At 68.8% G+C, this 13,193-nt stretch carries 12 protein-coding genes; 8 read left to right on the top strand and 4 right to left on the bottom strand.

What is annotated here, in order from left to right; all coding sequences use genetic code 11:
- Positions 1 to 3 precede the first annotated feature (3 nt).
- The gene (locus tag EV653_RS19585) at positions 4 to 1,098 is read left to right on the top strand and encodes a mannose-1-phosphate guanylyltransferase (RefSeq protein WP_134105182.1); all 1,095 of its coding nucleotides are present in this window, start codon (positions 4 to 6) and stop codon (positions 1,096 to 1,098) included.
- On the opposite strand, the gene EV653_RS19580 is transcribed toward EV653_RS19585, so the two are convergent.
- Genes EV653_RS19580 through cofD form a run of 3 tightly spaced genes read right to left on the bottom strand, consistent with a single transcriptional unit; the run spans position 1,095 to position 3,846 of the window.
- Positions 1,095 to 1,853, bottom strand: coding sequence for a DUF3105 domain-containing protein (locus tag EV653_RS19580; protein WP_238159899.1), 759 nt, complete (start codon positions 1,851 to 1,853; stop codon positions 1,095 to 1,097). The two genes, EV653_RS19585 and EV653_RS19580, sit on opposite strands and share 4 nt — an antisense overlap.
- Before the next feature lie 44 nt (positions 1,854 to 1,897).
- On the bottom strand, positions 1,898 to 2,872 hold the full coding sequence (locus tag EV653_RS19575) for a coenzyme F420-0:L-glutamate ligase (RefSeq protein ID WP_134105181.1): 975 nt from the start codon (positions 2,870 to 2,872) through the stop codon (positions 1,898 to 1,900).
- On the bottom strand, positions 2,869 to 3,846 hold the full coding sequence (gene cofD / locus EV653_RS19570; protein ID WP_134105180.1) for a 2-phospho-L-lactate transferase: 978 nt from the start codon (positions 3,844 to 3,846) through the stop codon (positions 2,869 to 2,871). The genes EV653_RS19575 and cofD overlap by 4 nt, the downstream gene beginning before the upstream one ends.
- Positions 3,847 to 3,961: 115 nt before the next feature.
- On the opposite strand from cofD, the gene EV653_RS19565 reads away from it, so the two are divergent.
- From EV653_RS19565 to EV653_RS19550, 4 genes are all read left to right on the top strand, one after another.
- A complete protein-coding gene (locus EV653_RS19565; RefSeq protein ID WP_134105179.1) occupies positions 3,962 to 5,197 on the top strand; it encodes a hypothetical protein in 1,236 nt (411 codons plus the stop codon).
- Positions 5,198 to 5,562: 365 nt separating this feature from the next.
- Positions 5,563 to 5,814, top strand: a complete 252-nt coding sequence (locus EV653_RS19560) for a WhiB family transcriptional regulator (protein ID WP_020389877.1) — start codon at positions 5,563 to 5,565, stop codon at positions 5,812 to 5,814.
- 169 nt (positions 5,815 to 5,983) lie between these two features.
- Positions 5,984 to 8,899: a glycosyltransferase family 2 protein gene (locus tag EV653_RS19555; protein WP_134105178.1), complete on the top strand. Its 2,916-nt coding sequence runs from the start codon at positions 5,984 to 5,986 to the stop codon at positions 8,897 to 8,899.
- On the top strand, positions 8,896 to 10,377 hold the full coding sequence (locus EV653_RS19550) for a DUF5719 family protein (RefSeq protein WP_134105177.1): 1,482 nt from the start codon (positions 8,896 to 8,898) through the stop codon (positions 10,375 to 10,377). Before EV653_RS19555 ends, EV653_RS19550 begins: the two co-directional genes overlap by 4 nt.
- Position 10,378: 1 nt before the next feature.
- Here EV653_RS19550 and EV653_RS19545 read toward each other — a convergent pair whose 3' ends face one another.
- Positions 10,379 to 10,762, bottom strand: a complete 384-nt coding sequence (locus EV653_RS19545; protein WP_134105176.1) for a DUF3499 domain-containing protein — start codon at positions 10,760 to 10,762, stop codon at positions 10,379 to 10,381.
- Between the two features lie 31 nt (positions 10,763 to 10,793).
- On the opposite strand from EV653_RS19545, the gene EV653_RS19540 reads away from it, so the two are divergent.
- From EV653_RS19540 to EV653_RS19530, 3 genes are all read left to right on the top strand, one after another.
- On the top strand, positions 10,794 to 11,240 hold the full coding sequence (locus tag EV653_RS19540; RefSeq protein ID WP_238159898.1) for a metallopeptidase family protein: 447 nt from the start codon (positions 10,794 to 10,796) through the stop codon (positions 11,238 to 11,240).
- 90 nt (positions 11,241 to 11,330) lie between these two features.
- The gene (locus EV653_RS19535; protein WP_134105175.1) at positions 11,331 to 12,419 is read left to right on the top strand and encodes a Gfo/Idh/MocA family protein; all 1,089 of its coding nucleotides are present in this window, start codon (positions 11,331 to 11,333) and stop codon (positions 12,417 to 12,419) included.
- Positions 12,412 to 13,167, top strand: coding sequence for a ThuA domain-containing protein (locus EV653_RS19530; RefSeq protein WP_134105174.1), 756 nt, complete (start codon positions 12,412 to 12,414; stop codon positions 13,165 to 13,167). Before EV653_RS19535 ends, EV653_RS19530 begins: the two co-directional genes overlap by 8 nt.
- The last annotated feature ends 26 nt before the right edge of the window (positions 13,168 to 13,193 follow it).

Below are 13,193 nucleotides of genomic sequence, written 5' to 3'. Positions count from 1 at the left end.
CTCATGCGAAACGTGGTGATCCTGGCGGGTGGTTCGGGGACGCGCTTGTGGCCGATGTCGAGAGACGACAGGCCGAAGCAGGTGCTGCCGCTGGCGGCGGGACAATCGCTGCTGCGGGTGGCGTTCAACCGGCTCCGCGGACTGGTCGAGCCGGAGAACATCTACGTCTGCACGGTCGGTGCGTACACGGACGTCGTACGCAAGGAACTGCCTGAGCTCGGCGAGCACAACATCATCGGCGAGCCGGCTCGGCGCGACACCGCGAACGCGGTCGGGCTCGCGTCTGCTGTCGTGGCGCGGAACGATCCCGACGCGGTGGTCGCCTTCGTCGGATCGGATCACCTGATCAGCCCGGAGGACGAGTTCCGGGCGGCGATCGAGCACGGGTTCGAGGTTGTCGAGGCTCGCGGGCGGTCGCTGGTCACGTTCGGCATCGAGCCGACGCATCCGCACACCGGGCTCGGGTACATCGAGCGTGGCGACGCGATCGACGGCACGCGGGCCTTCGTCGTGGACCGGTTCCGGGAGAAGCCGGACCGGGAGACAGCGGAGGAGTACCTGGCCACGGGGCGCTTCTGGTGGAACTCCGGGATGTTCGTCTGGCAGGCGTCGACGGTGCTTTCGGTGCTCGACTCGCTGCTGCCTGAGTCGGCGGCCAAGCTGCGCGAGGTCGCGTCGGTGTGGGACACGTCTGAGCGGGAGGCGACTCTCGCGGAGATCTACCCGAACCTGCAGAAGATCTCGGTCGACTACGCGGTGATGGAGCCGGCCTCGCAGGGCAAGGTCGATGCGGACGTGGTCGTCGTACCGATGCCGGTGCACTGGCTGGACGTGGGTTCCTGGGCGGCGCTGGCCGACACGTACGCCGCGGACGCCAACGGCAACCGCACCGACAGCATCACGCTGAGCTGCCTACTCGACTCCCACGACAACATCATCGTCACCGACGACCCGGACCACCTGGTGGCTGCGGTGGGGCTCCGCAGCCACATCATCGTCCACACCCAGGACGTCACGATGGTCTGCCCGCTGTCCGACGGCGAGCGCGTGAAGGATCTCGTGGCCCGAGTCCAGTCGGACCACGCGAACTACATCTAGCCGCCGTTGGGCTCCTGGGCGTCCGTGGCCGGGTACTTCTCCAGGAACTGCTTCAGTGCGTCGCCGCTGACCGAGCCGCAGAACTGGCGGTGACCGAAGGACTTCTGGTCGGCGCCGGGGCCGCTCCAGTGGGCGAACGCGAGGTTCTTGCCCTCCGGCCAGCCCTTGCCCTCGGACTGCTTGTACGGCGCGGCGATGAACTTGCCGGACGAGCTGTCGGGGAGCTTGGACTTGGAGAGCTTCTCGATCTCGTCGATCTGGTTCTTCGGCAGGGTGTCGCGGTACCAGAGGATCGTGTAGCCGTGCTCCAGGTTGTGGACCAGGTTCTCCACCGGCGGGCGGTCGCTCGTCGAGTAGAACTTCTTGTCGAAGGGCGCCCAGACCGCGTAGTGCGGGCCGGAGGAGGGCGGGGAGACGGAGTAGAGGATCTTCTCGCCGTCGGGGCGGTGGTCCTGGCTGCCGCCGGCCGCGTCGTTGGTGGCCGGGTCGCAGGAAGCCGCCGAGGCGGCCACGCCGAAGTCGGTCAGGGCCTGGTTCTTGGTCCGTGAATCCTGCACCAGCTTGATCGCCGGGTAGGCGATGATCGCCAGGCCGACCACGATCGAGCACACCACGATGATGATGGTGCGGCGGCGGTCCGACCGGGACTGCTCGCGCTGCATCCTCTCGATCATCTCGCGGCGCGACTGCTTCTGCGACGACGCTTTACCCACAGTGTTGGTCTTCCCGGCTAAGGGCGGCCACCGCGCCGCCATGCGAAGGCAGTGTACGAGGCAACCCTAAGAAGTTGCCTAGAAAACTACCGCGACCGTGAGCCGAACGTGACCGTCGCCTCAGCGCCCGGTCCCGGCCGCACCGTCACGCCGTACCCCTCAGCGTGCAGCAGTACGGCGAGCTTCTCGGCGATCACCCCGACGGTCACCGGCTCCACACCGAACACCGTGACAGCGTTGTCGCCCAACTCGAGCCGTACGTCGTCCACGTCGCGCAGCAACCCGGCCCACACGGCCGGATCCACCTCGCGCGGACCGGACGGCTCCTTCCGCGACAGCACGGCGGCCCGCGCGGCCTCCCGCGTGCCCAGGCTGAACATGTCGAACTCGGCGTCCCGCACCAGAGCCCGTGCACCCGGTCCGTGCTCGCCGACGGGAAGTACGGCGTCCTGCAGCCCACGCAGTACTGCGACGGGCACTCCATCGGCCTTGCCCTTCACCAGCTCACCCGCACTGGCGATCTCGTCCGCCAGAGCAGGCTCCGTCACGGCAAGGACGTTCCCATGGCTGTCCGTCGTACCCCGCAGGTCCTCGATGACGCGCACTCCGGCCGCACCGATGGCCAGATCGGTCTGACCGTTGCGCCACGGGCGGCCCAGTGTGTCGGTCACCACGATGCCGACGTTGACGTCGTACCGCTCGTTCAGCGCGGTCCGCAGCACCCGCGCCGACTCGTCCGGGTCGACCGGCAGCAACAGAACCGTGCCAGGCGCCGTGTTGGACGTGTCGGTGCCGGCAGCAGCCATCACCAGGCCGTGCCGCGTCTGCACGATCCGGGTCTCACCGCGCTGCGCGACGACCCGCACCAGCTCGGCGTCGATAGCCTCCTGCCGGGTGCCGTACGTGAGCCGGCCCTCCGCTTTGCTGACGATCTTCGACGTGACCGCGACGACGTCTCCGTCGCGCAGGTCGGTGCCGTCCGCGATCAACGCGGCCAGGTCCGCCCCGGCCGCCACCTCGGGCAGTCCGGTCACCGGGAAGATCTCCAGGTGCTTCCTCATCGCCGCACGGCCTCCGCGAGGTTGAGTGCCGCGTCAGCCATCGCGGCGGTCTTGGTCTCGTCCGTCATCCACAACGGGACGGCCTGGACGTGAATTCCGGCGCCGGCGATCGAGTCCGCCTGCATCGCGTCCGACGTGTCGATCAGCCACCCGTCGAGTACTCCGCCGGTCGCACGCGAACCGTAGTACCGCGCGACTGCCGACGCTGTGGACGCTACACCGACCGTGGCGAGCACCTTGTCGGCCATTCCGCGGACCGGACCGCTGCCGATGATGGGCGACAACCCGATGACCGGAGCCTTCGTCTCCCGGACCGCATCCCGTACGCCGGGGACGCCGAGGATCGTTCCGACCGACACGACCGGGTTGGACGGCGGGATGATCAGTACGTCGCAGTCCGCGATCGCCTCGAGTACGCCGGGAGCCGGCTTGGCCTTGTCCTGGCCGACGGCGACGATCTGGTGCGCGGTGATCTCGGCGTGCCAGCGGACCCAGTACTCCTGGAAGTGGATGGCCTTGCGCCGCCCCGGCTGATCCGGGTCCTCCACCACGACGTGCGTCTCGATCCGGTCGTCACTCATCGGCAGCAGCCGCACCGGGAGCTTCCAGCGCGTGCAGAGCGCCTCCGTCACCGCACTGAGGGTGTAGCCGGCGTCGAGCATCTGCGTGCGCACCAGGTGCGTCGCGACGTCCCGGTCTCCGAGCCCGAACCAGGTGGGCTCCACGCCGTACGCCGCGAGCTCCTCCTTGATCACCCAGGTCTCGTCCTCGCGGCCCCACTTACGTTCCTCCGAGATGCCGCCGCCGAGTGTGTACATCACTGTGTCGAGGTCGGGGCAGACCCGCAGCCCGAACAGGGTGATGTCGTCCGCGGTGTTCCCCACGACGGTGATCTCGGCGTCCGGGCGGGCCTGGAGCAGCCCGCGCAGGAAGGTGGAACCGCCGATGCCACCGGCCAGCACTGTCAATCGCATGGGAAGAGTCTGCACGAGTCGTCAATGCGTCGAACCACCGCGGGACTATGCTGCGGTGGGTCCGAACCATCCGCACAGCTCAGTTGTACGGCCCCCCAACATCCGAGGAGCCCTCGTGGTCACCGACGCAACCAAGAAGCTCAGAGAGCCGGTCGCGTACATCCTGCTCGCATTCGCCGGCCTGCTCGCGCTGGCCTCGCTGATCCGGCTGTTCGTCGGCGGAGCCGGCTTCACGGCCGCCGCAGGCACAGTGCAAGGCGTAGTCACCCCACCCTCGATCTCCGGGCTGGTGATTCTCCTTGTCCTGGTCGGTGCCGTCTGGCTGGTCAACGAAGATGAGCGGACCCCGAACGCGCGCACCGTCGCCCTCGCAGCGCTCGTCATCATCGGCGTCACCGGCCTGATCGGCCTGATCACCGCGTTCGCCGGTTTCAACGAGACCAGCACGGCCGGCATGAAGATCGTCGGCTTCATCTACGCGCTCGGCGGCCTCGCGCTGTACGGCGCTGCCGGTCTCTACATCCTGAAGACCTTCCAGTCGCTGCCCGCGCCGGTGCGCGCGCCGAAGCCGGGTCAGTTCCAGCAGCAGGGCCAGCAGTACGGCCAGACCGCTCCGTACGGTCAGCCGGGCTACCCGCAGCAGGGCCAGCAGGGTTACGGCCAGCCAGGCCCGCAGGGCCAGCAGTACGGCGGCCAGTACGACCAGGGTCAGGGCCAGTACGGCGGCTACGCGGCGGCCGGTGCGGCCGGCGGGTACGTCGCGGGCCAGGGCGAGCAGCAGCAGTGGCCGCAGGAGCAGGGCTGGAACCAGGGCGAGCAGCAGGCCTGGTCGGCCGGTGAGGCCGAGACACAGCACTCCGCACAGCACTCTGCCGGTCAGCCGCAGGGTGACCAGGCCTGGACCGCCGAGGGCCAGGGCGCCGAGCCGACCCAGCCGTGGAGCTCCGAAGGCCAGCAGCAGTGGGGCGGACAGGACGCGGCCCAGGGCCAGCAGTGGCCGCAGGAGCAGCAGTGGGGCGGCGCAGACGCCGGCCAGCAGCAGTGGGCCGGTCAGGAGTACGGGCAGGCCCAGCCGGCTCAGCCTGGTCAGCAGGAGTGGGCCCAGCAGGAGCACCCGGTGACGGAGGAGGGCTCGCACGAGCAGTCCGACGCCGCGCCGCAGGCATGGCAGCAGGAGCAGGCCTGGCAGGCCGACGAGACGCCGGCCGCCGAGCAGCAGCCGAGTGCCTCGGAGCCCGCGCCGACCGAGCCCGCCGACGAGACCCGGGTCGACCCGCGCGTCGAGCCGGACAAGAACGACCCGAACCAGCAGGGTCAGGGACAGCAGGGCTGGTGGTCCCAGCCTTCCTGACAGGGCAGCGTTCCTGACAGGGCAGCTTTTCCCAGCAGGGCAAGGGGTCCGGATCGGCAAGCCCTTGCCCGAGCTAGCGGGAAAATCCCGGCAGAATGAGGTTTGAGCCCGGGTACCCAGCGCGAGAGGCCTGTATCTGCAGGCCTCTCGTTCTTTTGCGGGCATGTTGCGGATGATCCCAATAGCAGAGCACGGCTTGACTTTCGTGGATTGCAGGAATGTAATTTCAACCGTGTCGTTCGTTGGACACTCGGTATCGGGGACCGTTGCAGAGCGCAGGACGGACGAGGTCAGGCATGTGGACCGCAAACCCACATGTACAGGGGAACGAACAGGGTCGAGGAGGTCGTACCGTGACAGAGCTGATGGCGATTGTCGACGGTGAGGCGATCGAGGAGGAGCCGAACTGGCAGGAAAGGGCGTTGTGCGCCCAGACCGATCCAGAGGCTTTCTTCCCGGAGAAGGGCGGTTCCACCCGCGAAGCCAAGAAGGTGTGCCTCGGCTGCGACGTCCGGGGCGAGTGCCTCGAGTACGCGCTGCAGAACGACGAGCGCTTCGGGATCTGGGGCGGCCTGTCGGAGCGGGAGCGCCGCAAGCTGAAGAAGAAGGCCGTCTGACCGTAGGTAACCAGAGCACCACAACATCAGGACTTCCGCGAGGCCCCGGGCGAACGTCGCCCGGGGCCCGCGGCTTTCCATGCGCTCGGCGGGCGGCTGTATGGTGAGTCCTCGCCGGGACCTGCGGTCACGGTGACCGTCCGCAAGCATCGAGGTGTCACAGCTCCGCATGGAACAAGAAGCTCCGGCCGGCTGGGAATTCTTCGACTCCGTCGATTTCCCGACCGATCACATCGACGACCCGATGGGTCGTCCGCGGGTCCGGCATGTCGTCACCGCGGTGGTGGTGGGTCACGAGGGTGCGGCCTGGCTGCCGCGCCTGTCCGAGGCACTGTGGGCGCTGAACCCACGGCCGGACCGGCTGATCGCGGTCGACACCGGATCCACCGACGAGACCGCCGAACTGCTCGCCGCGATGCCTGGCGTCGAGCCTGTGGTCAGCGTCTCGGCCCGCACCGGTTTCGGTATGGCGGTCGCCCGCGGCCTCGAGGCACACGGTTTCGCGCCGATCCCGAGCGCCGTCGGTCCGTACGGCGATGACGGGCACATGCCCGTGGTCGAGTGGCTGTGGCTGCTGCACGACGACTGCGCACCGGCGCCGAAGGCCCTGGAGAAATTGTTGCTTCAGGCCACTATGTCGCCGGCGACCGGCGTCTGGGGCCCGAAGCTGCGGCTGTGGCCGCGTGATCGCGAGCTGCTCGAGGTCGGCGTCACGACGTCGCTCGGCGGCCGCCGCGACACCGGGATCGAGAACGGTGAGCTCGACCAGGGCCAGCACGACCAACCGCGGAACGTCCTCGCGGTCAGCTCGGCCGGCATGCTCGTACGTCGCGACGTCTGGGAGGCGCTGCACGGTTTCGACCCGCGGCTGCCGATGTTCCGCGACGATATCGACTTCGGCTGGCGTGCCAGCCGTGCGGGGTACCAGGTCGGTGTCGCACCCGACGCGGTCATCTACCACGCACAGGCCGCCGCGACCGGCGAGCGGGCGCTGGCCGGCACGAGACGGCACGCGTACCAACTGGACCGCGCGCATGCCTACTACACGGTTCTCGCGAACGCGCCGGGCAAGCTGCTGCCGCTGCTGATCCTGCGGTTCCTTTTCGGCACAGTGCTCCGCTCGATCTGGTTCTTGATCGGCAAGACGCCATCAGGTGCCGTCGACGAGTGGACTGCCTTGCTGGGCACGCTGCTGGCCGGTGGCTGGACACAGGCCCGCAAGAACAGACGCAATCTCGACCAGGTTCCGTACGACCACATCAAGGGCCTGTTCTCCCGGTCGGTGCACGCACTGCGGCACAACCTGGAGGAGACGACCGGCACGATCTCCGAGCGGATCCGTGAAGCTTGGGCGGACGAGCCGGAAGAGCAGGTCGTCACCACTGCACGGCGAGCGAAGTCCACTGCCCGCGTGGCGGTCGACCAGCCGCGGTGGCGCCGTCAGCTGATCCGCCGGCCGTTCCTCGGCGCCTGGGTGGTGCTGGCGATCGGTGCGCTGATTGCTGCGCGCGATCTGATCGGCGGCGGGTTCCTCCGGTCCAACCTGTTGCTCCCGGCGCACGAGAACATCGCGGCTCTGTGGCACGCAGCGGCTTCCGCTCCGCCCGGTGTGACTCCGCCTGCTTGGCTGGCGCAGCTCTGGGCGTTCTCGACGGTGATGTTCGGTCCATCCGGTGCGACGAACATCCTCCTGCTGGGCGCCGTGCCGCTGGCCGCTCTGGCTGCCTGGGCGATGCTGCGTTCGTTCGTCGTCGACCGCGTCGCGCGGGCGTGGGGCGCAGCGGCGTACGGGCTGGCAGTGTTCACGAACGGCGCTATCTCCCAGGGGCGGCTCGGGACATGCGTGGCAGCGATCGTCCTGCCCCTGCTCGGTGCGGCCGTACACACTGTCGCTCGGCGTCGGCGCGTCTACGTTCAGGGCAGTTGGCGGGCCGCGTGGTTCGCCGGCATCTGTCTGGCCGTGCTGTTCGCGTTCACGCCGGCCCTTGGTCTGCTGATCGCGGTCATCCTGGTGCTGGGTGCAGTGTTCGGGCTCGGCTGGCGTCGACAGGGCCGGCAGTTGGTGTTCTCCGTCGTGCTGGGTCTGCTGCTCGTCCTGCCGTGGACCATCGACCTGGTGCAGCATCCGTCCAAGCTCGGCCAGGAGGCGGGCGGTCCGCCGACCGCTGCGGTCGGTCCGGGCAACAGCCTGCAACATCTGCTGACCGGTACGCCGATTGGTGCGCCGGCGCCGTGGTGGTTCGCAGTACCGCTGATTCTGGTCGCGTTGGTCAGTCTGCTGCGCGAATCTCGCCAGCGGTACGAACTGCTCGGCTGGTTCGCCGCACTGGCTGGTCTGGCGGGCACGCTGGTTGCCAGCCGGCTGGGTGGTGGCAGTGGGCCGTTGATGTTCCTGATGACCGCCGGCTGGATCATCGCCGTCACGGTTGCGTGGGACTCGGTCGGCAAGTCCACCGAGATCATCGTGCAGGGCGTGCTCGGCATCGTCTTGCTGACAACCGTCGTGACGGCGGGCTTCTGGCTGGTGCGTGGCACCGACGGTCCGTTGTGGAGCGGGCCTGCGCAGGACCTCCCGGCGTACCTGGTGTCTTCCCAGGATCCGCCGGACAACCAGTCGATCCTGGTCGTGCGGAAGGCGCCGGCCGGCCAGATGCGGTTCTCGCTGGTCAAGGACGGCGGACCGCGGATGGGTGCGTTGGAGGCGGCGCCGACCCCGGCGCAGACCAAGCCGATCACTGATGTGCTCGCGACCCTGGGTGGTGGCGGTAGCGGCGAGGAAGGCCGGCAGTTGGCCGCTCTTGCGATCGACTACGTGTACCTGCCCGGCCCGGTGGACCCGACGTTGGCGTCCACGCTCGACTCCTTGCCCGGCCTGACCAGGGCCAGCGCGAACGACGGCGATGCCGCGTGGCTGGTGGACCGGTCGAAGATCGACGGCAAGACGCCCTTGCACGACCAGACACACACGATGTGGCGCATCCTCGGCCTGATCGGCTGGATCATCGCGCTGGTGTTCTGCCTGCCGACAGTTCGCCGCACGGTCGCAGTACCGCATGGCACCCACGCCAGGAGGGACCCGCGGTGAGCCCGTTGTTGTCCGACCCGCGTCTCCGGCTCGGGGCCGTCATCGCTGCCATGGCTGTGCTGGCCGGGCTCGGCGTCGTCACGCATCCGAAGAAACCCGACACGAGCCCTGCAGCCGCGACCGAGCCGGCTCGCACAGTGGTGAACCGTACGGCGCTGTCGTGCCCGGTGCTCGCAGCCGGCGGCAAGCTGGCCAGCGTGGTGAACGGAGTGTCGCCGACACTGCCCGAAGGTACGCCGACAGCAACGGGGAGTGCCCAGCCCCTGACGATCGCTCCACTGCCGGCCACGTCCAATCCGGTCGGTTCGATCCTGAAGCGTGGCTTCATCGGTTCGAGCCCAGTGGTCGTGAAGCCGGAGCCGCTGTCCATCGAAGGCACCGGACCACTCGCCGCCGGGACAGTCGGCACGAGTACGACGACCGCTGAGGAGGGTGTGAACTCCGGTATGGCGAGCGTGCCGTGCCAGCAGCCCGGATCGGACTTCTGGTTCGTCGGCGCATCCGGTGCGAGTGATCGGCGCGACGTACTGGTTCTCACGAACCTGGACAGCATCAACGCCGAGGTGAACGTCACCGTGTACGCGCGGACCGGTCAGCAGGACCTGCCCGCCGCACGAGGCATCGTCGTACCGGCCCGTGGCACGGCCTTTCTGTTCCTCAAGCAGGTTGCTCCGAACTTGCGGGACATCGCCATGCACGTGGAGTCGACCGGTGGTCGCGTGGCGGCCGCTGTGCGCTCCAACGCGTCCACCGGCAACAGCGTGCCTGCTGGAGTGGACTGGCTGAACACCTCGGCGGCGCCTGCCACCAAGGTCTTCGTCCCCGCGGCTGCGCCGGGTGGTGGACTGCGGATCCTGTCGATCGCGAACCCGTCGGACCTGCAAGCGAGCGTGAGCCTCACGATCAACGGGCCGAACGGGTCGTTCAAACCGGCTGGTTACGAGACTGTGCCGGTCGCGGCCGGCTCGGTGAAGACGATCATGCTCGACCCGGTGCTGCACGGTGATCCCAGTGCGATCACTCTGACCTCGGATCAGCCCGTGACCGCGTCGATGCGGATGACGGACGCGGCCCGGTCCGAGTTCGCGTCGATCGGGTCGGCTGATGCGCTGACCGGCCCGGCGTACCTGGTCCTGCCGGCGCACAAGCAGCCGGTCGTGCTGCAGGTGACCGCGCCCGGGAAGACCGGCAGCGTCAAGTTCGAGCTGCGCGACCTGGCCGGGCGGGCGTTGATCACGCGTGCGCTCGACGTGGTCGGTGGTGCGACGTCGCAGGTCTCGCTCCCGGCGCAGCCGCGACCGACGTACCTGATGGTGCAGCAGACGCGCGGGACCGTTGTCGCCGGCGTCACGCTGATGCCGGCGGCGAAGCCTGCCAAGGACGACGTGGCGCAGGTGGCTGCGTGGCCGTTGACCACGTCGCTGGTGTTCCGTGCGCAGCTGGGTGCCCAGCCGGACGTGAGCGCCGCTCTGCGGTAGCTCAGCCTTCGGAGGTGTTGGCGCCGGGGTCCTGGAGCATCCGCAGGTGGCGACGGCGAGCGATCTCGACAGGAGCCCCCGGAGCACCCGCTCCGGGCTCACGGCGCGGCAACGGGCGCGCTGCTTCGCGGACTGCGTTTGCCAGGGCTTCGAGGTCGTCGGAGGACGGACCGGCCGCTGCGGGGTCCGGAGCGAGCCGGATGACTTCCCAGCCGTTCGGAGCGGTCAGCCGGTCGGCGTGGTCGGCGCACAGGTCGTAGCAGTGCGGCTCGGCGTACGTCGCGAGTGGACCGAGGACACAGGTCGAGTCGGCATAGACGTAGGTGAGCGTCGATACGGCAGGCTTCTGACATCCGGCGCGCGAACAGATCCTGGCGATGCTCACGCACAGACGTTACCCCCACTAGGCTGAGCGCGTGACCGAGGCTCGCCGTCATCGCAGGCACATCGACCGCCACGGCCGCGGCATGCTCGGCCCGATCAGCCGGCCGAGCAAGTTCGCGCCGCGCGGTCTGCCGTTGCAGCGGTCCGCCGCCGCCCAGTTCGACGAGGTGGTCGCGATCGAGGTGACCCGGCTCGAGAAGCGGCTGCCGCAGGTCGTCGCGCGGGTCGAGTTCGCGATCGAGGACGTGCCGAACCTCGACCTGGACGCCACCGAGATCCCGCTCACCCACGCCACCGGCGGCACCTCGCACGAGCCGTACCGGATCGTCGTCTTCCGCCGCCCGATCGAGCTCCGCGCCGAACGCTCCGGCGCCGGCCTGTCCTGGCTGGTCCGCAGCGCCCTCGTGCTGGAACTGGCCGACGTCCTGGCCCTCTCCCCGGAGCAGATCGACCCCGACTTCGACGCCGACGACGACTGACACGCCCCCTCTCCCACCCCTGTTCGATTGTGTTCCGTAGTGTGGGAAGGGGTTTGTGTCCAACGTTGTCATCGGGAGAGGATCGTAGGTGTGAACGATCAAAGACTGCGGGTCGGAGTTGTCGGGCTGGGTTTCGCCGGGCGGACGGCGCTGGAGGCGTTCTCCGAGCTGCCCGACGTCGAGGTGGTCGCGCTGGCGGGCCTGGAGAAGGACATCCTGACCAGCCTGGGCGAGAAGCACGGCGTACCGCATCTCTACGAGAAGTGGGAGGACCTGCTCGAGACCGAGGGCCTGGAGGCAGTCAGCATCGGTACGCCGACGCAGCTGCACGCCCCGATCGCGCTCAAGGCGCTGGAGAAGGGCCTGCACGTGCTGTCCGAGAAGCCGCTGGCGCGGACCGTCGCCGAGGGTACGGCGATGGTCGAGGCGTCCAAGGCGGCCGGCCGGGTGCTGAAGGTGGTGTTCAACCACCGCGAGCGCGGTGACGTCATCGCGCTCAAGCATCAGATCGACGAGGGTCAGCTCGGCCGGATCTACTACGCGAAAGCGCACTGGATGCGCCGCAACGGCATCCCCGGGATGGGTGGCTGGTTCACCAACCGGGAGCTGTCCGGCGGCGGTCCGCTGATCGACCTCGGCGTGCACATCCTCGACATGGCGCTGCACCTGCTCGGCGAGCCGCAGGTGACGACGGTCTCGGCGAACACGTTCGCGGAGCTGGGGCCGCGCGGCCGCGGCAGTTCGAGTACGCCGGATCGCCCGACCGTGGACACGCTCGGCTCGAAGTTCGAGGTCGAGGACCTGGCCACGGCGTACCTGCGGCTGCAGGGCGGCGGAGCGCTGCAGCTCGAGACCAGCTGGGCGACGTACCGGGCGCCGGGGGACAACTTCGGCATCGAGCTGTTCGGCACCGAGGGCGGCGCCAAGATCGAGGTGCAGAACTACACCACCGAGGACACGCTGCGGATCTTCACCGATGTCGCCGGCGTCGCCGCCGAGGTGAAGCCCGCGACCGGCGCGGGGCTCGGTCACCGCGGCGTGGTGCGGGAGTTCGTCCGGATCGTGAAGTCCGGCGAGTGGGAAGGGCAGAACGGGTCCGAAGCGCTGCTGCGGACCGAGGTCATCGACGCCTGCTACGCCTCGGCGAAGGCGGGACGAGAGGTTGTGCTGCATGACTAGGACAGCTCAAGGTCCGATCCGCGTCACCGTCTGGGGCGAGAACGTCCACGAGAGTCGCGACGAGTCGGTACGCAAGGTCTACCCCGACACCATGCACGGCACCATCGCGGCCGCGCTGCGCGCCAAGCTGGGCGCGGACGTCGTCGTACGGACCGCAACGCTGCAGGATCCGGAGCACGGTCTGACCGAGGAGGTGCTCGCGGACACCGACGTACTCACCTGGTGGGGGCACGCCGCGCACGGCGACGTCGACGACGCGATCGTCGAGCGGGTCCAGCAGCACGTGCTGTCCGGCATGGGCCTGATCGCGCTGCACTCCGCGCACTTCAGCAAGATCTTCATCAAGCTGATGGGTACGACGTGCTCGCTCGACTGGCGCGCCGAGAACGACCGCGAGCTGATCTGGACGGTCGCGGCCGGCCACCCGATCGCGCAGGGCATCCCGCACCCGCTGGTGATCGAGCGCGAGGAGATGTACGGCGAGCTGTTCGACATCCCGCAGCCGGACGAGCTGGTCTTCGTCAGCTCGTTCACCGGCGGTGAGGTGTTCCGCTCCGGCTGCTGCTACCGGCGCGGCCAGGGCCGGGTGTTCTACTTCCGTCCCGGTGACCAGGAGTACCCGACGTACCACCAGGACGAGGTCCAGCAGATCCTCGCCAACGCGGCCAGGTGGGCGGCCCCGGTCGTTCCGCGCCAGCTGCCGACGGTGCACCACCGCAAGGACATCGGCTGGTTCGAGAAGGCCTGAAATGCAGGTTCGTGTGTGGGCCGGAT

Source organism: Kribbella pratensis (assembly GCF_004365355.1).
Taxonomy (GTDB): domain Bacteria; phylum Actinomycetota; class Actinomycetes; order Propionibacteriales; family Kribbellaceae; genus Kribbella.
This window is presented reverse-complemented; position numbering and strand designations above follow the sequence as displayed.

Coding starts and splice junctions, on each gene's coding strand:
- EV653_RS19585 (WP_134105182.1), top strand. CDS start 4: ATGCGAAACGTGGTGATCCTGGCGGGTGGTTCGGGGACGCGCTTGTGG.
- EV653_RS19580 (WP_238159899.1), bottom strand. CDS start 1,853: ATGGCGGCGCGGTGGCCGCCCTTAGCCGGGAAGACCAACACTGTGGGT.
- EV653_RS19575 (WP_134105181.1), bottom strand. CDS start 2,872: ATGAGGAAGCACCTGGAGATCTTCCCGGTGACCGGACTGCCCGAGGTG.
- cofD (WP_134105180.1), bottom strand. CDS start 3,846: ATGCGATTGACAGTGCTGGCCGGTGGCATCGGCGGTTCCACCTTCCTG.
- EV653_RS19560 (WP_020389877.1), top strand. CDS start 5,563: ATGGCGATTGTCGACGGTGAGGCGATCGAGGAGGAGCCGAACTGGCAG.
- EV653_RS19555 (WP_134105178.1), top strand. CDS start 5,984: ATGGAACAAGAAGCTCCGGCCGGCTGGGAATTCTTCGACTCCGTCGAT.
- EV653_RS19530 (WP_134105174.1), top strand. CDS start 12,412: ATGACTAGGACAGCTCAAGGTCCGATCCGCGTCACCGTCTGGGGCGAG.